Consider the following 19,844-nt stretch of genomic DNA (forward strand, 5'->3'; position numbering starts at 1 on the left):
AGGGGGAGAGTACTCCCGGAATAAAATCAGAAACTGTTAAATCCAAAGATAAGAAAAGTGAAAGAAGTATATGAGACAGAAAAAAATATTAAAAGTACTGGCCGTGTGTTTCAGTACAGTAATGCTTACTCAGCCGGTATCAGCGGCGGCTCTGCAGCAGAGTGCACAGGGCAGCCTTGGTTCTGTTACGGAGGAGTCCCAGATACTTCCGATTCCCGATGGAAGTGGGAAATATATTTTAAAAAGCAGCGGTTTTTACTGCCTGAATGAAGATGGAACTAGAGAAAATACACCGGCAGTTCATTATTTTGATCATTTTGTGATTGATGGTACGGTGTTTGACGGATATTATTATCATGATGAAAATGGTAAATTTGCGGCGGGGAATCCGCACATGGTTCAGATCAAAAACCTGAGTGCCCCTTCAGAAGACGGAAGCGGTGCGGAAGTTTCCTTTGATGGCTGTTATATGGTAAATAACCTTGGAAAACTCAGTGCGTCGCCACAGGTACGGTATATGGACAATCTGGTGGTGGATAAAACCACTTACAATGGTTTGTATTATTTTGACGGATATGGAAAGATGATTACAGATCCCGGCATTCATTATCTTAACATGAACGCGGCAGGACAGATGTTTGACGGTTATTATTATTTTGGCGGAGAAAACGGAGTTCTGGTACAGGAAGAGGGAACAACACCGGAGGGCTTTCCGGTTGATGAAACCGGAAAAGTGGAAACAAAGGATCTGGGCATGGAAGGTCTGGAAACCAGACTTACGGAACTTCTTGGTTCCTATGACGGTACCTGGAGTGTATATGTAAAAGATCTTACCAATGATCAAGAATTTGATCTTGGCAGTCAGTCCTTATATTCTGCCAGCCTGATCAAGGCGTTTGTCATGGCGCAGACCTATGCCAGTATGGACACCGTTCTTCAGAGTGAGGCCGCAAAAATGAAAAAAGATGTTTCCGATCCGGCAGTCGCAACGAAAGTTAATGATCTTCTCTGGAATATGATCACAGTCAGTGATAATGAATCTTTTAATGAGCTGGTACGCCTGCAGACGACATCCGGTGTTTTTAAAGACGGGGCGGAGGCAGTGAATGCTTTCCTTGCGGAAAATCAGTTCGCGGATACATCGGTACAGCATACCCTAAGTCCTTCCGCATCCAAAGATGCGGGGCTGGGAGGAAGGAATACCACTTCTGTAAAAGACTGCGGGGAGCTTCTTTCCCGGATCTATAAAGGGGAATGTGTATCAAAGGAAGCTTCAGATGCTATGCTGAACCTTCTTCTGAACCAGCAGGTGACAACCAAGATCCCAAGTGGGATTTCCGCTTCTGTGGAAATTGCCAACAAGACCGGGGAGACAGATACAGACCAGCATGATATTGCTATTGTATACGGGGAGAAGACAACCTACATTCTCTGTGTGATGTCTGAGAACTGTAAATCCGGGGATGCAGTTTCACACATTCGGGATATTTCCGGGATTGTTTATAATTATCTGAATATGCAGCTTGACCAGGACTGACTTGTGAGCTAAAATGAAAATCAGCCGAGCAGTATCTGAATGTTTGACCCGAAACAGGAAGATTTTATAAGCTCACGAAAGGAGATTTTTATTATGAAGACAGTACATACAGACAAGGCACCGGCAGCCATCGGACCGTATTCCCAGGCAATCATCCATGGAGATACTCTTTACACATCCGGTCAGATCCCGGTTGACCCGGCAACAGGAGAAGTTGTGGGAACAACCATCGAGGAGCAGGCAGACCGCGTAATGAAGAATCTCGGTGCAGTTCTTGAGGCAGCAGGTTCCAGCTATGAGAACGCAGTCAAGACCGTATGCTTCCTTGCAGATATGAACGATTTTGCAGCATTTAACGAAGTATATGCGAAATATTTCGTAAACAAACCGGCACGCTCCTGCGTCGCAGTTAAAACACTCCCGAAGAATGTTCTCTGTGAAGTAGAAGTGATCGCAGCAGTATAATAAAAAACAGGCAGTAAATCCCCTGTCAGGAAGAGACGCTCTTCCGGCAGGGGATTTTTTGCTGTGATTGATTTTTAAAAAGGAAAGCAATGTATTTATACCGTGAAGTCTGGAAAGTGTTGATTTTAAAGCATTTCTGGATGTGTGGGATGCTTTGAAAATATGATTTTGTGACAATTTTGTGACAAACGGCGGAAAAATCACGGATTTACAAAGACGAAGCATATTGATTTCATGATCGGCATATGCTATAATGCCAGCCACCAAAAAAGATATGACTATTTCCATGTGTTCACCTCCCCCCGTTGCCGGGTTTCGGTTGGACAACACAGTCAGTATAACACAACTTAGAACAGAATGGAACATATAAAAATACCCGGTGCAAATTAATGTACCGGGCGGTTTTTTATTTGTTGCCAAGAAATTTTTTAAAGTCCTCGATAATCGTGTCGGACGGATTGGCCGCGTAGGCCGCCAAAGCCTTGTCACGTTCCCTGGCTGCCTCTTCCTTCCAAGAATTATACTTTTCTGAAGATAAATTTTTTCTGCTGCTATAACGTGCGTACATGCGTTTGTAACATTTGTCGTATTCTTTGAGTATAGGATTCTTTTTTCTCTTATTCTTGTAATTGCGATCGGCGTAAACTTGCTGACAAGTCAGGCCTGTATCTTTATAGAGATTATCGCAACATTCTCCGTCATGCCCGTTTACAATAAAATATTTGTCGCAGATAGCGCATTTTTTTATTTTGATGTTTAATTCTAGCATTTTAAGGAATTCACAAGTTAAAGCTTCTCTAATTGATTCAAAGGAATAACCATGAATAATTTCGACATCAGTAGAGTTAATTTGCTGATTTATGATGCTGTTTTGTTGTTCTCTTATACGAAATTGTTCCTCGATGTCTAAAGTAAAATCTATGGAATTTGCCGTAATCTTATAATCTAAATCGTTAAGCTCAAATATACTTACTAAATGCCGTATAAATGTAACCTCCTTGAAGGATATTTCATTACTTGTTTTATACATTTTAGGACTGAGTGAAATATATTTTTTTAATGATTCCTGAATTGTTGGACATATATTGACATCCAAACAAGGAACAAAATTTTCTATAAAATCTCGATGCAAAGAAAAGTAATCGTATCGTGGTCGTCTTATTTCTGTATAATCCGATTCTCTTAAGCTTTCAGCATCTATATAAGCGTAGGAAACACAGGGAAATAAATCACACACTAAATGAAATGCAAGTGCGTTTGGCATAGAGCCATGTGTTAATTCCGTGAGTGATAAAAGTCTTTTTTTTGCTAGGGGAAAATGGAGCAATATTGTTTCTTTTAAGTAATCAGAAGTAGAATATTTTTCAAAAATCTGTAAAGCTGTTTTTCTTCGCTGTTCATAATAAGAAAAATCATGATTTATAAAGTCTAGGAACAATTCTCCAATCTTATAGACGGGTAATTTAGTAAATTCTGATTCCGAGTAATGATGCCTGAAAGAATTATCAATTATAGCTTTTTTTGTTAAATCATATGTGAATATGTGCATAATATATTCTCCTTTTAATAGAACTATATAAAAACAAATTAATAACTATATAAAAATTCTAAAGGAATTAGTTGCAAAAGTCAATGGCAATACTTAAAATAAGATATAGAGAGATGAAACAAATTAAAAATATATCTTTCTAAATATGAAAGGAGGAATTTCAGTGAATGCAGCAGTAATCAACAAAAATGCAAAGCTTCAAAGAGTACCAGAAGCGTGTGCAGATACTAATTGGAGCAGAAACACACTTATGAAAGTTGCCGCAGAAGCGAATGCAATCATCAGAGTTGGTCGAACTGTACGAATTGATATGCCTGTACTTTACAAGTATATTGATACGGTTTACAAGGCCAACTAACACACATATCTACAAAGGACGATCAAGCGCGATTCGCGCATTAATTTCATACAAAAGACGAAAAAAATCTCAAAGAAAGGAGATGCTAGGAACGAAGGAAGATTTTGAATTAATCCGGCAGCAGATAAACATTGAAGCTGTAGCGAACCATTTGATGAAAAAGCAAGGGAAGAATTACATCTTTCCTAGTGAAAAATCTGCAAGCGTCCGCATTTACCCGGAGACACAGAGTTTTTACGATTTCGGTAGATGCACCGGTGGCGATGTGATCCGTTTGTGGTCACATGTGCGAGACGTTGACAGCTGGACGGCACTGTGCCAGATCAGAGAAATATTCGGACTGAATACGCCTGATAGGAAGAACAGCCGAGATTTAATTCGGCAGCAGGAACAGGCCCGGCAGAAACAGCAGCAAGCCGAGAAAGCCGAAAAACGCCGCTGGAGGCTACAGGTTGAGGCTTTGCAGGGTGAATGCGAGCTCTATCAGAGCATTCTTGATTCAGGGCACTGTGAGCCTTTAAGCTGGCTGTGGTGCATCTGCCAGAACCGTTTGACGAGCGCAAGCGGAAAGGCTGATTTGATGTGCGGAATTTTTTGAAAAATTTATGAAAGGTGATACGAGAGAGCCACACGAGAGCCAGACAAAAAACTATGACAGAAAATTTACTCGTTAGTTTGAATGATATTGAGGAAAAAGAAGCATCTTGGTTAGTTCCTCAACGTATGCCTAAAGGTCAGATTATTATTCTGGCAGGCGATGGAGGCAGTGGAAAGACAAGTTGCTGGTGCAGTTTAGCAGCTGCAATTAGCACTGGAGCACAGGTGTTTTTCGATGAAACACCGAAAGAATTCTTCGAAAGTGAACCTCAGAAAGTTTTGTTCTTTAGTTCGGAGGATTCGCTAGAGTATACGCTAAAAGCAAGGCTTAGAAAAGCAGGGGCAAATTTCAATAATATTTTTTCGGTGGATTTAAAGAATGAGAGATTCTCAGAGATTAAATTCAACTCAAAGTTATTAAAAGAATTAATTGAGCAGGTAAAACCAGCATTAATTGTATTCGATCCTTTGCAGGCATTTATTCCGGTTGACATGCAAATGGGACAGCGCAATGCGATGCGAGCATGTTTAAGTCCTTTAATTGGAATCGGTGAACAATATGGGGTGACCAGTCTAATTGTTGTGCACACCAACAAAAAGCAAGGGGTATTTGGAAGAAATAGAATTGCTGATTCTGCTGATGTCTGGGACATCGCTAGATCAGTGATGATTGTTGGAAGTGTGCCAGGAAGCAATGAGCGTTATTTGTCACAAGAAAAAAGTAATTACGGACCGTTATCGCAGACTGTATTATTTAACATCGGAGAAAAAGGAGCAGAGTTTACAGGCTTTTCTGACAAGCACGATGCTGATTATGTGGGAATGAGAGACTACGAACGGAGACAAGCTCCACAAAGAGCGGATGCAGAACAATTTATCATTGATTTTTTGAATAATGGCAAAAAAACAACTGCCGAGCTAGATGAATCAGCAGAAGCAGCAGGCATCAGCAAAAACACTTTAAGTAGGGCAAAAACCGAACTACGAAAAAAGAAAATACTTGGCAGCAAGGCGGAAGGTTTCGGAAATTCAAAGGTCTTTTACAGTTACTTACTCAGCACTTCTCACTAAGGGAGGTTTTTGGTGGGGGAATAAGCTAAAAAGCCTTTAAAATCAATACTTTTACTTACTCCGCACTTGGGGTAGTAAAGGAGAAAAGTGAAATGCTTACTACCCCACCATGATGAGTAAGCAGAAGCCGCATAAACAATGGGGTTGACACTTATTACCCCACTTAGCTGTATTGTTAGTGAAAAAATGATGGAGTAAGAAACATGCCTAATAAAGAGAAAGTGGCAATTCTTCCTATCAGGCCATCATACATAGCTCGTCATCGATGACGAATGAAAGGAGGCACATGGGATTTAAGGAACAATATTTTGACATCTGGCAGCAGGTTTGGAGTTTACACAAAAAATATTACGTTATCCAAGAACAGGATGAAAAACGCTGGAAGCAACTGAATGATGAATGCGAAGCAATAGATAACCAATATTCAGGACGGCCGGAGCAAAGATTTGTGCAGTCGCTGTTGCTTGGGGTTGTCGCTGAATTAGAAAGGGAGGCAAGCCATGAAGGAAAAACAGAAGCCACCACGACAACACAGCCTTGACCGATTTCAGCAGTGGAGCATGAAAGTTATTGAAGAAAGCAAGAACCAGAAAGGAGATCATGAGAATGAGAAGAAAGAAATTGAAGAAACAGCAGATTTATTGCGGCCAGGATTTTCGAGATTGGGAGGGATATCGTATCTTACAGGTTCAGTCCGATGATCTAGACAGAAATGTAAGGATTAAATTGATAAATGAAACGGGACATATCGTGAAGCTTTTTCTCGACGATCTATGTTTTGATGGAGAAACAATGTCTTATACAGAGTGGCAGGGTGCACCGCATAGCACCACGAGAAAAAAAACTGCGCTGTGTAGCGAAACGGTAAAAAATAGCATAACGATTTAAAAAAGGCCGAGTCACACTCCGACACGGTTAAAAAAAAGAACGGCACAACGCACTTTGAAGCATAAATAAAAAGGCAGCAGTAAATGATGGTAGCACAGCTTCAGGGCATCCTGCTGCCGCCCTCCGGGTGCCTTACGGCCAGTAGCTCAACACGGATCATGGGTCGGAAGAGTAGTCCGCCCCTGGTAGTTATAAGCCAAGTACTGCCAGGATGTCACAATCTGTGTCACATTTACATGTGTGAACGACCGCAAAGCCGCATGAATACAGGGATTGAAGAGGTGGCGTTGCTTTTTTCAAGATAAAGCAATATATTTTTGAGAACGTAAAGGACTACCCCGGAGCCCCGTTGTAGGGGAGCGGCGGCGCGCCAGGTAAGCTGCCAAAGCAACCGAAAAAATAAAAAGGGTCTTTCCAGAAAAAAGGAGACTGCTGCCGGAAGGGCACCCTCGAAAAAAAATCAAAAAACAAAAAGGCTTATTGTACCAATGAAAAAACGCTCAAATTTCGAGTTTTAAATGTTAGGCGGTAAATTGTACCAGTAAGCTGAAAAAGGCGATTCTAGAGCAAAATAGCAAAGCAATTAATTATGAACAAAGCAAGCCTGTGTTTTCTATCAGGCGTAGAAAGGAGATTTCAATGATCAGTACCAATGATTTTGTTTTGAGAAGCGAATTAATGAAAGAAGTTGCTCGTTTATCGGATTTGTGCGAACAGCTTCACTTGAAGAGTTTCACGATTAAGTTTGACAGAGATGCCGGAGCGGATGCCTGGGCAAATGGTTAACTGGTTGTAACGACTAAATTTATTATCAACGAAGAATAAGAAAAAGGAGAATAAAATATGGCAAGAATAGCAGAAAACGCAGTAATACAGGACGGAGTTTGGTACAATCCAGGTGAAGAAATCCCCGATTTAGGAAATTGGGTTCGGGTGCATCACGACGGTGCGAAGAGATATTATGAGGGCGTAAGCACAGAGATTGACTTACTGCCGACTTATGTAGAGCATGGATCTCGGGCAGTATGCCTTGACACTTCAGAGATCTATACTTTTCACGGCAAGTTAAAAAAATGGTTTAAGCTGTGATGAAAGGAGACGCGACAATGGAAGATATACTGAGTGTCATTGAATCAAAAGCAGTCGAAAAGCTGAAAAAGTCAGCATTTGCGAAAGAGCATCCGAATTGTCTGGTAGTTGATGCTGAATGTCAGTTGCCGGAAGAGGCTCAAGAAGGTGCGTTATGTATAGTTCGCAGGCCAGAACATCATATCGGACGGGATGCGCTTTTTGTCAGAGATAGTTCAAAGTGGAGATTTAGATGCTGCGGTACTATACCGGAGACAACAGTTTATAAAGGCGAAGTCACTCGAATGAGTGACTTGCCTATTGAACCAGAGATCGGAGACGTTTATAAAGTCAGTGGAAAGACAGTCTTTTTCGATGGCTGTTGGAATGAGATTGCTTCGGCAGAATAATAGGAGGATGTAAGATAATGGATAAATTTAAAAAATATGCAGAAATTTTAAAAAATTTTTCAAAGGATATGGAAATGTGGAAAGCATGTGAAGAGGATGAAATTGCAGATGCTAAAGAAAAGTATACATCAAAAGCTTTGCCGGAACAGTTGGAAAAAATCAAATCAGTATATGAAAAAAGGTATAAGAAGGTCAGACAAATTGCTTTGGAGCAAGTTGAGAGTGAAACAAAATCCATAAAGCAGAGAAATCAGGGGAAATTTAAGCCGGATTTTGTTGATTTAGAACTTCTTAAAGAGCTTAATGCAATTAGTGCTGCGGGGATACCAATGACTGAGAGTGAAGTAGAGGCTTATTGTAAACGTGCTATTGCAAGTCGTTCGTCTTTTTGCGTTAGAGCTGTCCAGAATATTGCAAAAAAGTCAGAAATACGTTTGACTGTACCGACGGAAGATGCAGCGATCAGAGTGATTGACGAGGCTAATAATCGCTTAAAAGAAATCGTACACATATATGATGGAAAATTTTTGTTTGGAGATAGAAATAAAAATCAAAGTCTAATTATGGATGCACATGGGTATGAAGACAGTGGATTTTTGGGTAGATTAGAGAAAGAATATCAAGCGGCTACATTGGAAGATATTAAAATATCTCGAATGAGCAGAAAAGAATTTGATACAAAAAATGCAGTTACACGGGTTGATGAGATGAAAAAACCTGTTGAGTTAGTAGAAGTAGGAGAAGATATTGGCATTCGGGCGAAAGATGATGTTTCAAGCTCACTTGCGGCCAGATATGCGAAAGCTTACTCAGAGCGAATGAGTACAGTAAATCCTGAGTTTGAATGATGATATTGTTCCGGTGCTGGATCCATTCCGGTACCGGGGAAAGGATAAGAGAATGACAGAACAGGCGTACATTGGTCTTCTTGAAGCAGAGTTTAGAAGTTGTCCGGTGAGTAGGGAGCAAATTGAACGAGCTTTTGAAGTAGCGATAAGCGAAGTTAAGAGCTCGGAATTGAGCTACGGAAACCTTAGCACCTTGCTTTGCCAGGTGTTCCGGAACAGATCCAGCCAACCATGTTTGTCGGATGCGGCACAAGAGCAGATCAGGGCGATTTTGAATGTAAAATAAAAAACAGAGTTCCCGTTTCTCTGCCCTGCGTGCCGGATAGAGATGGGAACTCCGCTAATAGAAAGGTGATCGTTTTATCTTTTATTGCATCTTTATTATAGCACAAATAGAACAACAGGGCAACAAAAAAGACTGCCTCTGTAATAAGACAGTCCTTTTCCATTGACTTATGCGTGGGCGAATTTGGAAAATTGCCCAAATAAAGCATAACACAAACAGAACGAATGTTCAAGACTTTGCATCCTATCAGGCCAATATCAAAACTGTGGATTGCTGGCATCTCGTTCCATGCGTTGATTTATAGCATTACGAACATAAGTATTTAAAGATTCGCCAGCATTTTCAGCTGCTGCCTTAATTATATCTTTTTGACCTTTGGGAACGGTTAATTCTAGGCGATCGTAATTGTTTTTTACATATTTATGAACTGCTTTTTGTTGAGCTTTGCTAATTTTGCTTTCTTCTGGCATAATGCACCTTCTTCCTGATTGTTTATAAAAGGAGCGGTCAAATATAGATCAACCTTCTCCACCATACTGTAAGTATAACATAAAAATCTATTACCGTAAATATAGAAAATTGCAAAATATATTCACGTAAATATATGCAAAATGTCAATGGACTATTTACGGGAATAGATATATAATATAATCAGTTCAAGGGAACAGAACAGCAGCCGGGAGAGCCGAAAGCCCCCAATACTTCAAGCCATATACCTGTGAGATCAGCGATAGGGCGTGTCAATAGCCAGGAAGATGCTTGAAGGGCTGAGAGCCTTGAATAAGCAAAGGAGGAATGCAGAATGAAGTACAATCTCAGCAAAATTATGTTGAAAGCATGGAAAGTTTATCGTAAGACAAAGAACATCAGCTTTGCAGAAGCACTTCACAGAGCATGGTTATCTGCAAAGGCAGAAGAAATCAATGCAAAGAGAATCGAAGATGCGAAACATGCAGCAGGAATCACAGAGGAAACCAATACCTTTGCTAAGTGGAAAGAGCTTGGTTATAAGGTAAAGCATGGAGCATCAGCATTATTCGGATGTTCTCTGATCTGGGGAAGCAGAGGAGACGGGGCAACATACAAAGCCAGTTTCTTTGGAAAGTCTCAGGTAGAAGCAATTTAATAAAAAAGCCCTTACCGGACTGGTACTCCGATAGGGGCAAAGTAACCCGTCAACCATGCAAATCGAGGGTCTTGAGAATTATATCATCTCATCATCTTCGAATCAACAGAAAGGATGGACAAATGATATCAGTATTGGATGTTTTGACCATTTTTGTGAGCGGTTTTATTGCCGCGAAAGTATGTGACTATGTACACGGATTAGAAGAAAGCGAGGAATAATAAATGAATTTCACAGAATATTACTCAAATAAAATGACAGAAGCCCTTGACAAAAAAGAGGGCGAAATGTGGCGAGACTTTTACACAACAATTCTTCCGAGACGTATCAAGAAGTTTAAGAAAAAATATGCAGGAACCCCGGAAAGCCTTGAAAAAGCCGTGCAGGAATACGAGGATGAACTTGTAGGCGATAGAAGAGAGTACATTGATTTCTCATTATCAGAGGAATATGATCGCTTGTTGAAGTTACATTTTCATGATGCTGTTGAAAGACTGGATCGGCAGCAGGGGGATACGCCGGATAAAACGGAGCATCCAGTTTTGGACAGTCAGCCACTTGCATCAGAGCTTATTGCAGATCTCAAATCAAAATTGCAGATAGCCGAAGCAGATAGAGATAATTTTTACAATCAGAAGTCTGTTTTTCAAATGCAGCTTGACATTATCAGTTTTGTATTACGAATTGCAGACCCGATTATGCTGAAAGAGATTTATGCAGACACGAAAGTATCCTACGAAAAGCAGATTCAGGAGGCATGACATGGATTATAAAAAAGCAATTACAGGAATGATTAATGAAATTCAATCAGAAAAAATTTTGCGTTATATTTGTATTATCGTAGCTGATATTTACAATGATTTACGGAGGTAATGCTATGAGCTATAAAGAGAAGATTATTGCACTTTTAGATAAAATTGACAATGAAGATATATTGAAGACGGCATATAAATTTTTAATATATCTGTTTTTGAAAGAAGAATAAACTACAGAGGGCGGCGGTACTGCTGCCCTTTCTTTATCAGACAATGGAAAGAAGGAATATAGATGGCAAGAAAAAAGAGAACGGACAACAGGGGCCGTGTATTGAGAACCGGCGAAAGTCAGAATAAGGATGGCCGATATTGTTTTAAATGGACGGATGGAACCGGAAAAAGAAATACTACCTATAGCGTTAATCTGGCAGAGTTGAGAGAAAAAGAAAAACAGATCCAGAGAGATATTGAGGACGGTATCAATGCCAGCTCTGCAAACATGACATTGGATCAGCTTTTTGCTATATATATGGAATCAAAGTCAAATATAAGAGAATCAACAAGGATAGCCTATAATATTCACTGGAATGCAAATATTAAAGCCAGCTTGCTGTCAGATATGAAAATATCGCAAATCAAGCAGTATCACATTAAAAAGTGGATTGCAGAGCTTAAGGAAAAAGGGGCAAAAAATAGTTCAATCAAACGATATGAAACGCTTTTGTCAACAGTACTACAATTTGCTGTAAAAAACGATTTGATCCGAAAAAATCCATGTGCAGATTGTGGACGGGAAATAAAGGTTGCACCTGCCAATAAAAGAGCTTTGACAGTAAATGAACAGAAAGCATTACTGGACTTTGCAAAGAACGATAATACGTATTCAGTGTATTATCCAATAATCCTTTTCCTACTTTCAACCGGGTTGAGAATAAGTGAAGCTGTAGGCTTAACAGCGGATCGTATAGATAGTAAAAACAATGTTATACATATTGACAGACAGCTTATTTACAGAACTGTGGAAGGTAGTTATGCGTATCGTTTTGCACCTACAAAAAGCAGTTCGGGCAAACGTGACATTCCATTGACGGAGAATGTTAAAAAAGCCCTGATAAAGCAAAAAGAGATTGATCTCGTACTAGGCAGAAGAGCAAAGGAACAGAAAGTTGACGGAGAAAAGGGCCTGATATTTATAACACGCAATGGTACGCCGATTAATTCGCGTAATTTTGGCAAAGCACTAGACGGACTTGTTAAGGCATATAACAGGAAAGAGGTGATAAATGCGGAGAGTGAACACAGAGATCCCGTCCTGCTGCCACATATAAACCCACATGGTCGAGTTATAATAAGGACAAGTTAGAAAACTCCAGTAAATACAAGGGGTTGCACTAATTTAGTCCTTATTTTTAATTTCCTGAAAAGGGAAAAATAAAGCAGCGCTGTCATTCCAGAATATGAATTATTACAGATTCAGACTGGAAATGGATTTGTGTAAGACAAGAGTAAAAACAACAGAATTATTGTAATTATAGGACTGAATTAGCTCGCACGGAATATAGATTCCGGATGTCTAATTCAGTCCTCTTTTTGATTGATGACGATGAAAGGTGATGAAAAATGGCTAGAATTATTTCTATTGTAAACCAAAAAGGGGGAACGGGAAAATCCGCATGTACAGCTAATTTAGCAGTAGGATTAGCACAAAAGAATATGAAAGTGTTGATTGTAGATGCCGATCCACAGTCTGATGTATCCGCAGGATTTGGATATCGTGATTGTGATGACAGTAATGAAACACTTACTGCTCTTATGGATGCTGTAATGAAAGATGAAGATATTCCTTCCGAATGTTTTATCAGACATCAGGCAGAGGGGATAGACATTATCTGTTCTAACATTGGACTGGCAGGTACGGAAGTACAGTTGGTAAATGCAATGAGTAGAGAATATGTATTGAAACAGATTTTATATGGTATCAAAGATCAATATGATGTAGTCATCATTGATTGTATGCCATCATTGGGAATGATTACGATTAATGCGCTGGCTGCATCAGATGAAGTCCTCATTCCAGTTGAAGCATCCTACCTGCCAATCAAAGGATTGCAGCAGTTGTTAAAAACAATCGGTAAGGTCCGTAAGCAGATTAATCCGAAGCTGCAAGTCGGAGGTATTTTGTTTACGATGGTCGATGCTCATACGAATGATGCCAGAAATAACATGGAACTTCTCAGAAATGTATATGGAAGTCAAATTCATATCTTTGATAATTATATTCCATTTTCTGTAAGAATGAAGGAAGCAGTCAGAGAAGGACAGAGTATTTTCTCTTATGATCCGAAAGGCAAAGCTACAGAAGCTTATCGGAGAGTGACGGAGGAGGTGCTGAAAGATGCCATCTAAAAAAAGAGCAACTCCCATTTCCTTACAGCCACTTGATGCGTTATTTGGAACAAACGAAGAAACAAACAATGGAATTTGTGAGATAGAAATAGGAAGCCTTCATCCATTTCCAAATCACCCGTTTCAAGTAAAAGATGATAAGAAAATGGAAGAATTATCAGAAAGCATTACACAATATGGCGTGTTGGTTCCTGGTATTGTGCGATTGAGAGAGTCCGGTGGTTATGAGCTGGTAGCTGGTCATAGGCGAAAACGAGCATGTGAACTTGCGGGATTAGAGAAAATGCCTGTTATCATCAAAGATCTTACAGATGATGAAGCGACGGTGATCATGGTAGATTCCAACATTCAACGAGAAGAGCTGCTGATCAGTGAAAAGGCATTCGCTTATAAAATGAAATATGAGGCGTTAAAGCGTCAGGGAAAACGGTCTGATTTAACTTCTTGCCAAGTTGGCAAGAAGTTGGCGGCAGAAGAAGTCAGTCAGAATACAGGAGATAGTTCCAGACAGATTCTTCGATATATTCATCTGACAGAGTTAATCGCAGAACTTTTAGAACTGGCAGACGAGAAGAAGCTTCCCTTTAATACAGCTGTTGAAGTTTCATATTTGAGAAGTGAAGAACAACAGATATTGCTTCAGTATATGAGTAATCACAATATGGTACCGTCTATGAAGCAGGCAAAGGAATTGAAGCAGATTGCAAAAGAGCAGATGTTGACATATTCAGAGATTGACCAGATCTGTATGAATGAAAGTACTGAGAAAGTACAGGTACAGATTCCGGCGAAAAAGCTGAAACAGTATTTTCCTGAGTCATATTCTAAAGCTCAGATGGAAGAAGTGATATTTATGCTCCTGGCATCATGGGCAGAAAAACAATAATATGATATGCGAAGTTGGACAGAAGGAATGAAAAGATGATGATAGAAGATGTAATTAAAAAATCAATACTGCCACTGGCATTTATGCTATTCTGGTTCTGGATGGTATCCACCATCATGAAAGTCAGTGGACAGACAGACTTATTCTGGTGGATATTTCTTTCCGGACTTCCATTTGGAATACATAAAATGCGGCTGGTCCTGATTCCAAAAGGAATGGATATAACAGCAACACTTGGGATGGCTGCATTAAGTGTCATTATTGGAGCATTGATTGGAAGCATCATGATTCCAGTGTATGTGATCAGAGCGATATACGTGTTTATACGGTATGTCATTGGAAAATAGAATATTAGATTGATAAGAGGCAGGCTTGCGAAAATAAAAATCGTAAGTCTGCCTCTTTTTTTGTGCTTAAAAACAGGCAATTCAGGGGAATTCCCTTTTGCAAATATATATATTCTTGGAGGATTTTTAAGATGAGAGAGCGAATTGAAAGTAAGCATGTAACAAAGGAAATCAAAAGTCAGATGCCAGTGATTCCGGTGGCAATTGTTAAAGAAAGAGGCTGTACGTTCTGCCCATATTATCTGGGCAATTATGAGAAACAGCCACGCTGTATGATGAAAACCTGTGCCTGGGATGATGAAAATGAACGTTTCCATCCAGTTCTTCGTGAACTGATCCCATTTTACAAAGAGAAGATGGAAAAAGCAGAAGAAAAATTCCTGGCAATGAAAAAGATTTACACAACACTGTTAGGAATGTTTGCCGATGAAATGAAGCAAGAAGAGTTGGAAAAAGATGAATGTTACGGATGTGCCTATGGAAAATGTGGACCATGTATCGGTATCTGTTACAAATCAATGAAAGCATAGGAGGGGTAAGCCAATGAATACAACAGTTATTTCCGGGCGATTAGTAAGAAATCCTGGATACAACGAAGTGGAGAATGAAAAAGGACTTCATAAGATTGCCAAGTTCGTTCTGGCAGTCAGAAGAAATTATTCCGATGAAGTCAGTTTCATTCCGGTAAAGGCTTTTGCAAAGAAAGCAGAATTTGCCAGAGATTATCTGATGCAGGGAACGAAGGTCATGGTGGAAGGCGAGATTGTCACAGGTAATTATGAAGATAAGGATACCGGGAAAAAGATCTATACCACCGAAGTGTATGCAAACCGGATTGAATTCGCAGGTGCAAAAATGGTTGACAGACCACCGTTTCCAGAAGATGCGGAAGGGTTCTTAGAGATCCCAGAGGGTATGGAAGAAGAAATGCCGTTTAGATAGAGGAGGATAAAAGATGGTTTCAGTAGATCAGGCGTATATGGTAGGGCATATGAAAAATGCCGATGGAAGTATCAACAACAAAAATGTAGTGCTGTCAGCAGCATGTGAAGCAGCGGAACTGTTCCAGTGCATGATGGCAGTAAATCAGAAACTGGAGGACTGGCAGAGATTTAATCACACCTTGGAGATGCATCTTAGAAGTGTGGAATGTGAGAAAATCCATGATATCTGTCAGGCAGTATACGGAATGAAACATCCGTCCAATGAACTGGAAGGATTGTATCTGGCAAGAGAGGATGAACAGATATGCCTGCTGTACTATCAGGTGTTTGTAGGGATGCTGGAAATCAATATTAATTCAGCCGAAGTGCTGTACAAACAGAAGGAGGAAACAATCAATGAGTAAGATGGAGTATATGCCGGTAGATTGTCTGCAGGTGCCAAAGGTGCTGTTTCAGATGGAAAAATACAAAAATCTGTCAAATACAGCAAAGATTCTATACAGCTTATTTCTGGATCGTTTGAAATTTGCGGTGCAAAATGGCTGGGTAGATCATAACGGGAATCTGTTTGTTATCTATCCCAAAAGTGAAATAAAGAAAGACCTGAATACGACTCGATATGGAGTAGATCAGGCAGTACAGGAACTGGTTCAGGTTGGTAAACTGGTGCGTATCATTCCAAACAATGGAAAGGCGAACCACTTTTATATCAATGGTATTTATGAAAATGAGATGGAGGAAGAATCAATGATGACATTAGATACTATCATGGCAAATATGCCGCTGGCTGAAAGAGAAATTATTATGGATAAGATGGTGAAAGCATCCAGAGATATTTTTGAAACTATTGCGGATATGGGATATATTGATCAATATGAAACGTCTTTAACTGCAATGGAAAAGCGAGGATACCAGGATGAGCTTGGAGAGATGGATATTGATCAAATTCAGGCTGATGGATATGAGTTTGGTATGGATCTTGCATTTGGAATTCTGGAGGAAAATGAAAATAATCCTGCTCGTGTGTTAGATATCCAGAAATATGTGAACAGACAGTATGAAAGCTGTTCAAAAAAGAAGTTTATGAAGGTCCTGGAAACCCTTGTTCATGCGATGGGGAATGATGAAGGCTTTATTGGTGATATGTATGCTTGTAACAAGAAGGCCAGAAATTATTATTTGGACGAAATGATTCAATCATTCAATTTTGTATTTGATGAGATGTGCCATGGTACAGGCAGTGCAGCAAATTGTGATTTTGATGTAGAAGAGTAGGAAAATATTATGGCAGATTTTGAATATTTCAGAGCAGAAGAATCTGACCAGTTTTCTTTTTTTCGGATACCAAAAGCTCTGTTCACAGAAAAAGAGTTTGCAAGCCTGTCCACAGACGCAAAGCTCCTTTATGGAATTCTGCTTGATCGAATCAGCCTGTCCAAGAAAAATGGCTGGATTGACAGTGAGGGTTATGTCTATATCATTTACACGATCGCAGAATTGCAGGAGCTGTTGCGAATGTCGCATACGACAGTGACAAAGCTTCTATATGAGCTGGATAGTGTGCATGGGATTGGATTGATCGAGCGGTATCGGCAGGGGAATAATCGTCCCTCTGTCATATATGTGAAAAATTTTGTAAAACGGAGTAGAGGAAAGCCAGTAAGATACTTTGTTTCTGGAATGCCAGAAACTGGAAATCCAGACTGCAAAGAATTGGAAATCCGGATTGCAAGAAACTGGAAGTCCGGAACGCAAAAAAATAGAAGTCCGGACTGCAAGAATCTGGATGGAAGTAATACTAAGATAAATAAGACTGAAAAGAATCATACTGATAAGAGTAAGGGCAATACACCCGCTTTGGAAGAAAAATTCAGTCAATATGGTAGATTTAAAAATGTTGTTCTGTCGGAAGCTGAACTGCAGGAGTTGATGACGCTATTTCCATGGGATTACCAGAAACGGATTGATCATCTTTCTGTTTATATGAAATCCAGTGGAAAAGAGTATCAAAACCATTTTGCAACAATCTGTCTTTGGGCAGAAAGGGATGGAACCAGGATAGGAATGGATAAATATGAATTTCAGGAAGGAGAAAGCCTGTGATGGAAAACAAAGTAACAGCAGATTATCTGGACGAAGAGGGATGTCTTCATTGTGGCACCTGTGGAAAAAGAAAACAGATGAAAGTCAGTCTGATGGGTTTTGAGCATGTAGTGTCCTGTTTGTGCGAATGCGAGGTAAAAGCCAGGCAGGAACTGGATGAGAAGATGCAGCGGGAAGAAGAACAGCGGCAGCTTTATCAGAGAAAATCCGTCGGACTTCGGGAAAGAAGATTCTGGGAATGGAAATTTGAAAATGACAATGGAAGCAACCAGAAGATACTAATCGCCAGGCAGTATGTAGAAAACTGGACAGATATGAAGAGAAAAAATGTAGGATTGCTTTTGATGGGACCGGTTGGAACCGGGAAGAGCTTTTTTGCAGGCTGTATTGCAAATGCACTTTTGGAACAGGGAGAACGTGTCATGATGACAAACTTTTCCAGGATTTTAAATGAAATGACCAGCTATCAGGCAGATAAGAACCAGATTATACAAAATCTTGTGGATTATCCGCTGCTGATTATTGATGACTTGGGAATAGAACGAAATTCCGAGTTTGCTTTGGAGCAGGTCTATAATGTGATAGACAGCCGCTATTGTAAAATGCTTCCGCTGATCATAACAACGAATCTGGGACTGAATGAAATGAAGTCCACAGATTTGGATACTGCCCATCAGCGTATTTACAGTAGAATACTTGAAATGTGTGTTCCCATCTATTGTGGTGGAGAAGATAAGAGAAAAGAAGAAGGGACAGAAAAACTCGTACAGGTGCAGAACCTGATTACCGGTTAATCTGTCTTTTTTCATTAAAGGGGGTGATTGCCATGATTACAGATTTGGACAGCAGTTGAATCGCTGAAAGGAGGGAAAAGTCATGCAGGAAGAGGTAACTCAGAAAACGGTCACGTTCTGTATTCGGGCTACTAAGATTACGGCAGACCTGTTGAAAAAGGTTCTTGTTGCGTATCTGCGTCATCAGAAGCAGAAATCAGTAGAGAAGAAAGCACAGAAAAATCAGCCGAAGCAGGGAAAGGTCACGGTAAAAGAGCTGGCAAAACAGAATGCCGGGATGGTCAATATCGAGATCACGGACAAAAATATCAAGTCCTTTGAACGGTATGCCAGAAAATATGGGATCAATTATGCTCTGAAAAAAGACAAGAGCAAAGAGCCGCCGGTTTATCTGGTATTTTTCAAGGGACGTGATCAGGATGCCCTCAATGCTGCTTTCCGTGAGTTTTCCCAGAAACAGATTCAAAAAGCGAATAAACCTTCCATTCATAAGCGTCTTGCAGCTTACCGGGCAATGATGCCAAAGAAGACGAAGGACAAAGTAAAGAACCGACATCAGGAACAGAGCCGATGAAGAAACAAAACGGCAATAATCTGATGCAGAAGTGGAAGAATAAAGCTGGGGTCAGGCTGTCCGCCCTGGATAAAAAGAAACTGGTTCTTACAAATCTTCCCTATGTTCTGACCGCTTTTTATGCGGACCGGGCATCCTGCTTATACAGGAGCAGTCCTGGAGAAGATATAGGGAACAAACTGTTATATGCGATGGAACATGCAGATCGGATCTTTACAGGGATTCTGTTGAGCTTTGACCTGAGAGATCTATTGGTTGGAGTTACTGTCGCAGTTATTTTGAAACTATTGGTTTGGCAGAAACAGTCAGATGCAAAGAAACTTCGGAAGGGAATCGAGTATGGTTCAGCCAGATGGGGAACTGCAGAGGATATCAAGCCTTATATGTCAGATGATCCCTGGATGAATATTCCGTTGACAGCAACAGAAGCATTGACTATGGAAAGTCGACCAAAACAACCGAAATATGCAAGAAATAAAAATATTGTAGTTATTGGCGGTAGTGGTTCCGGTAAGACACGATTTTTCGTGAAACCGTCGGTCATGCAGATGAATTGTTCCATGGTCATTACAGATCCAAAGGGCACTCTCATTGAGGAGTGCGGGAAGATGTTAGCAAAGGGACCGCCTAAGAGAGATAAGAATGGAAATATTATGAAAGATAAATCTGGAAAAGTGGTTCATGAGCCATATGTGATTAAGGTTTTGAATACCATTAACTTTTCAAAATCGCTTCATTACAATCCATTTGCTTATGCGCGACACGAGGTCGCGTAATTAAACTGTTCGGCGCTGACCGAACCTGTTATTCCATTAGCAGTAGCCTATCGTCA

The 19,844-nt window shown here is 40.1% G+C and carries 26 protein-coding genes and 1 pseudogene; 25 read left to right on the forward strand and 2 right to left on the reverse strand.

All coding sequences use genetic code 11. The annotated features are described in order from the left end of the window. Nucleotides 1-70 precede the first annotated feature (70 nt). Nucleotides 71-1,537, forward strand: a complete 1,467-nt coding sequence (locus GPK88_RS17030) for a serine hydrolase (RefSeq protein WP_243278982.1) — start codon at nt 71-73, stop codon at nt 1,535-1,537. 93 nt (nt 1,538-1,630) lie between these two features. Continuing rightward, nucleotides 1,631-2,002 carry a RidA family protein gene (locus GPK88_RS17035; RefSeq protein WP_180215113.1) on the forward strand — a complete coding sequence of 124 codons (372 nt, stop codon included), beginning with the start codon at nt 1,631-1,633 and terminating at the stop codon, nt 2,000-2,002. Nucleotides 2,003-2,408: 406 nt separating this feature from the next. Here the strand turns inward: GPK88_RS17035 and GPK88_RS17040 are convergent, their stop codons facing one another. After that, the gene (locus GPK88_RS17040; protein WP_174095724.1) at nt 2,409-3,551 is read right to left on the reverse strand and encodes a DUF6076 domain-containing protein; all 1,143 of its coding nucleotides are present in this window, start codon (nt 3,549-3,551) and stop codon (nt 2,409-2,411) included. Between the two features lie 163 nt (nt 3,552-3,714). Between GPK88_RS17040 and GPK88_RS19180 the strand changes: the two genes are divergently transcribed. From GPK88_RS19180 to GPK88_RS17085, 9 genes are all read left to right on the forward strand, one after another. After that, a complete protein-coding gene (locus tag GPK88_RS19180) occupies nt 3,715-3,909 on the forward strand; it encodes a DUF6462 family protein (protein WP_174095725.1) in 195 nt (64 codons plus the stop codon). A gap of 82 nt (nt 3,910-3,991) precedes the next feature. Continuing rightward, complete coding sequence (locus GPK88_RS17050) at nt 3,992-4,507, forward strand: CHC2 zinc finger domain-containing protein (protein WP_174095726.1); 516 nt, start codon at nt 3,992-3,994, stop codon at nt 4,505-4,507. Nucleotides 4,508-4,560: 53 nt separating this feature from the next. Further along, nucleotides 4,561-5,577, forward strand: coding sequence for an AAA family ATPase (locus GPK88_RS17055; RefSeq protein WP_215708060.1), 1,017 nt, complete (start codon nt 4,561-4,563; stop codon nt 5,575-5,577). Between the two features lie 286 nt (nt 5,578-5,863). Continuing rightward, complete coding sequence (locus tag GPK88_RS17060; RefSeq protein ID WP_215708061.1) at nt 5,864-6,118, forward strand: hypothetical protein; 255 nt, start codon at nt 5,864-5,866, stop codon at nt 6,116-6,118. A gap of 65 nt (nt 6,119-6,183) precedes the next feature. Beyond that, nucleotides 6,184-6,465, forward strand: a complete 282-nt coding sequence (locus GPK88_RS17065) for a hypothetical protein (RefSeq protein ID WP_215708062.1) — start codon at nt 6,184-6,186, stop codon at nt 6,463-6,465. Between the two features lie 639 nt (nt 6,466-7,104). After that, nucleotides 7,105-7,251 carry a hypothetical protein gene (locus tag GPK88_RS17070; RefSeq protein WP_215708063.1) on the forward strand — a complete coding sequence of 49 codons (147 nt, stop codon included), beginning with the start codon at nt 7,105-7,107 and terminating at the stop codon, nt 7,249-7,251. A 57-nt stretch (nt 7,252-7,308) separates the two neighbouring features. Then, nucleotides 7,309-7,554 carry a hypothetical protein gene (locus GPK88_RS17075; RefSeq protein ID WP_215708064.1) on the forward strand — a complete coding sequence of 82 codons (246 nt, stop codon included), beginning with the start codon at nt 7,309-7,311 and terminating at the stop codon, nt 7,552-7,554. 17 nt (nt 7,555-7,571) lie between these two features. Continuing rightward, nucleotides 7,572-7,943, forward strand: a complete 372-nt coding sequence (locus GPK88_RS17080; protein ID WP_215708065.1) for a hypothetical protein — start codon at nt 7,572-7,574, stop codon at nt 7,941-7,943. 17 nt (nt 7,944-7,960) lie between these two features. Then, nucleotides 7,961-8,791: a hypothetical protein gene (locus GPK88_RS17085; RefSeq protein WP_215708066.1), complete on the forward strand. Its 831-nt coding sequence runs from the start codon at nt 7,961-7,963 to the stop codon at nt 8,789-8,791. Nucleotides 8,792-9,334: 543 nt separating this feature from the next. Here the strand turns inward: GPK88_RS17085 and GPK88_RS17090 are convergent. Next, nucleotides 9,335-9,547: a hypothetical protein gene (locus GPK88_RS17090; RefSeq protein ID WP_215708067.1), complete on the reverse strand. Its 213-nt coding sequence runs from the start codon at nt 9,545-9,547 to the stop codon at nt 9,335-9,337. Between the two features lie 332 nt (nt 9,548-9,879). Between GPK88_RS17090 and GPK88_RS17095 the strand changes: the two genes are divergently transcribed. From GPK88_RS17095 to GPK88_RS17160, 14 genes and pseudogenes are all read left to right on the forward strand, one after another. Then, on the forward strand, nt 9,880-10,203 hold the full coding sequence (locus tag GPK88_RS17095; RefSeq protein ID WP_118048735.1) for a hypothetical protein: 324 nt from the start codon (nt 9,880-9,882) through the stop codon (nt 10,201-10,203). Nucleotides 10,204-10,427: 224 nt separating this feature from the next. Further along, nucleotides 10,428-10,964, forward strand: a complete 537-nt coding sequence (locus GPK88_RS17100) for a hypothetical protein (protein WP_215708068.1) — start codon at nt 10,428-10,430, stop codon at nt 10,962-10,964. Nucleotides 10,965-11,250: 286 nt separating this feature from the next. Beyond that, nucleotides 11,251-12,321 carry an integrase DNA-binding domain-containing protein gene (locus GPK88_RS17105; protein ID WP_215708069.1) on the forward strand — a complete coding sequence of 357 codons (1,071 nt, stop codon included), beginning with the start codon at nt 11,251-11,253 and terminating at the stop codon, nt 12,319-12,321. Nucleotides 12,322-12,578: 257 nt separating this feature from the next. Continuing rightward, nucleotides 12,579-13,364 (forward strand): ParA family protein, encoded by a 786-nt coding sequence (locus tag GPK88_RS17110; protein WP_008703831.1) that lies wholly within the window; start codon nt 12,579-12,581, stop codon nt 13,362-13,364. Then, nucleotides 13,354-14,250, forward strand: a complete 897-nt coding sequence (locus tag GPK88_RS17115; protein WP_012744321.1) for a ParB/RepB/Spo0J family partition protein — start codon at nt 13,354-13,356, stop codon at nt 14,248-14,250. Before GPK88_RS17110 ends, GPK88_RS17115 begins: the two co-directional genes overlap by 11 nt. A gap of 35 nt (nt 14,251-14,285) precedes the next feature. Next, the gene (locus GPK88_RS17120) at nt 14,286-14,597 is read left to right on the forward strand and encodes a DUF6050 family protein (protein ID WP_215708070.1); all 312 of its coding nucleotides are present in this window, start codon (nt 14,286-14,288) and stop codon (nt 14,595-14,597) included. A 131-nt stretch (nt 14,598-14,728) separates the two neighbouring features. Continuing rightward, nucleotides 14,729-15,127 (forward strand): hypothetical protein, encoded by a 399-nt coding sequence (locus GPK88_RS17125; RefSeq protein WP_008688044.1) that lies wholly within the window; start codon nt 14,729-14,731, stop codon nt 15,125-15,127. Nucleotides 15,128-15,140: 13 nt separating this feature from the next. Continuing rightward, nucleotides 15,141-15,539: a single-stranded DNA-binding protein gene (locus tag GPK88_RS17130; RefSeq protein ID WP_005344165.1), complete on the forward strand. Its 399-nt coding sequence runs from the start codon at nt 15,141-15,143 to the stop codon at nt 15,537-15,539. A gap of 13 nt (nt 15,540-15,552) precedes the next feature. Further along, entirely contained in the window at nt 15,553-15,945 is a 393-nt protein-coding gene (locus tag GPK88_RS17135) for a hypothetical protein (RefSeq protein WP_008688048.1), read from the forward strand. Continuing rightward, nucleotides 15,938-16,816 carry a replication initiator protein A gene (locus GPK88_RS17140; protein ID WP_008688050.1) on the forward strand — a complete coding sequence of 293 codons (879 nt, stop codon included), beginning with the start codon at nt 15,938-15,940 and terminating at the stop codon, nt 16,814-16,816. Before GPK88_RS17135 ends, GPK88_RS17140 begins: the two co-directional genes overlap by 8 nt. Nucleotides 16,817-16,825: 9 nt before the next feature. Next, nucleotides 16,826-17,644: a replication initiator protein A gene (locus GPK88_RS19910; RefSeq protein ID WP_024720795.1), complete on the forward strand. Its 819-nt coding sequence runs from the start codon at nt 16,826-16,828 to the stop codon at nt 17,642-17,644. Beyond that, complete coding sequence (locus tag GPK88_RS17150) at nt 17,644-18,438, forward strand: ATP-binding protein (protein ID WP_024720794.1); 795 nt, start codon at nt 17,644-17,646, stop codon at nt 18,436-18,438. Before GPK88_RS19910 ends, GPK88_RS17150 begins: the two co-directional genes overlap by 1 nt. 82 nt (nt 18,439-18,520) lie before the next feature. After that, a complete protein-coding gene (locus GPK88_RS17155; protein WP_054752943.1) occupies nt 18,521-19,012 on the forward strand; it encodes a PcfB family protein in 492 nt (163 codons plus the stop codon). Further along, nucleotides 19,009-19,779 (forward strand): annotated as a pseudogene (locus GPK88_RS17160) (type IV secretory system conjugative DNA transfer family protein); the annotation flags it as partial. The gene GPK88_RS17155 and the pseudogene GPK88_RS17160, both read left to right, overlap by 4 nt. Nucleotides 19,780-19,844: the final 65 nt, after the last annotated feature.

Origin of the sequence: Blautia sp. MCC269, assembly GCF_018785655.1 — a bacterium.
GTDB lineage: Bacteria > Bacillota > Clostridia > Lachnospirales > Lachnospiraceae > Blautia_A.

Excerpts from the sequence above, each read along its gene's own strand:
- GPK88_RS17030 (WP_243278982.1), top strand. The coding sequence starts at position 71 with ATGAGACAGAAAAAAATATTAAAAGTACTGGCCGTGTGTTTCAGTACA.
- GPK88_RS17035 (WP_180215113.1), top strand. The coding sequence starts at position 1,631 with ATGAAGACAGTACATACAGACAAGGCACCGGCAGCCATCGGACCGTAT.
- GPK88_RS17040 (WP_174095724.1), bottom strand. The coding sequence starts at position 3,551 with ATGCACATATTCACATATGATTTAACAAAAAAAGCTATAATTGATAAT.
- GPK88_RS17050 (WP_174095726.1), top strand. The coding sequence starts at position 3,992 with ATGCTAGGAACGAAGGAAGATTTTGAATTAATCCGGCAGCAGATAAAC.
- GPK88_RS17055 (WP_215708060.1), top strand. The coding sequence starts at position 4,561 with ATGACAGAAAATTTACTCGTTAGTTTGAATGATATTGAGGAAAAAGAA.
- GPK88_RS17060 (WP_215708061.1), top strand. The coding sequence starts at position 5,864 with ATGGGATTTAAGGAACAATATTTTGACATCTGGCAGCAGGTTTGGAGT.
- GPK88_RS17065 (WP_215708062.1), top strand. The coding sequence starts at position 6,184 with ATGAGAAGAAAGAAATTGAAGAAACAGCAGATTTATTGCGGCCAGGAT.
- GPK88_RS17070 (WP_215708063.1), top strand. The coding sequence starts at position 7,105 with ATGATCAGTACCAATGATTTTGTTTTGAGAAGCGAATTAATGAAAGAA.
- GPK88_RS17075 (WP_215708064.1), top strand. The coding sequence starts at position 7,309 with ATGGCAAGAATAGCAGAAAACGCAGTAATACAGGACGGAGTTTGGTAC.
- GPK88_RS17080 (WP_215708065.1), top strand. The coding sequence starts at position 7,572 with ATGGAAGATATACTGAGTGTCATTGAATCAAAAGCAGTCGAAAAGCTG.
- GPK88_RS17085 (WP_215708066.1), top strand. The coding sequence starts at position 7,961 with ATGGATAAATTTAAAAAATATGCAGAAATTTTAAAAAATTTTTCAAAG.
- GPK88_RS17090 (WP_215708067.1), bottom strand. The coding sequence starts at position 9,547 with ATGCCAGAAGAAAGCAAAATTAGCAAAGCTCAACAAAAAGCAGTTCAT.
- GPK88_RS17095 (WP_118048735.1), top strand. The coding sequence starts at position 9,880 with ATGAAGTACAATCTCAGCAAAATTATGTTGAAAGCATGGAAAGTTTAT.
- GPK88_RS17100 (WP_215708068.1), top strand. The coding sequence starts at position 10,428 with ATGAATTTCACAGAATATTACTCAAATAAAATGACAGAAGCCCTTGAC.
- GPK88_RS17105 (WP_215708069.1), top strand. The coding sequence starts at position 11,251 with ATGGCAAGAAAAAAGAGAACGGACAACAGGGGCCGTGTATTGAGAACC.
- GPK88_RS17110 (WP_008703831.1), top strand. The coding sequence starts at position 12,579 with ATGGCTAGAATTATTTCTATTGTAAACCAAAAAGGGGGAACGGGAAAA.
- GPK88_RS17115 (WP_012744321.1), top strand. The coding sequence starts at position 13,354 with ATGCCATCTAAAAAAAGAGCAACTCCCATTTCCTTACAGCCACTTGAT.
- GPK88_RS17120 (WP_215708070.1), top strand. The coding sequence starts at position 14,286 with ATGATGATAGAAGATGTAATTAAAAAATCAATACTGCCACTGGCATTT.
- GPK88_RS17125 (WP_008688044.1), top strand. The coding sequence starts at position 14,729 with ATGAGAGAGCGAATTGAAAGTAAGCATGTAACAAAGGAAATCAAAAGT.
- GPK88_RS17130 (WP_005344165.1), top strand. The coding sequence starts at position 15,141 with ATGAATACAACAGTTATTTCCGGGCGATTAGTAAGAAATCCTGGATAC.
- GPK88_RS17135 (WP_008688048.1), top strand. The coding sequence starts at position 15,553 with ATGGTTTCAGTAGATCAGGCGTATATGGTAGGGCATATGAAAAATGCC.
- GPK88_RS17140 (WP_008688050.1), top strand. The coding sequence starts at position 15,938 with ATGAGTAAGATGGAGTATATGCCGGTAGATTGTCTGCAGGTGCCAAAG.
- GPK88_RS19910 (WP_024720795.1), top strand. The coding sequence starts at position 16,826 with ATGGCAGATTTTGAATATTTCAGAGCAGAAGAATCTGACCAGTTTTCT.
- GPK88_RS17150 (WP_024720794.1), top strand. The coding sequence starts at position 17,644 with ATGGAAAACAAAGTAACAGCAGATTATCTGGACGAAGAGGGATGTCTT.
- GPK88_RS17155 (WP_054752943.1), top strand. The coding sequence starts at position 18,521 with ATGCAGGAAGAGGTAACTCAGAAAACGGTCACGTTCTGTATTCGGGCT.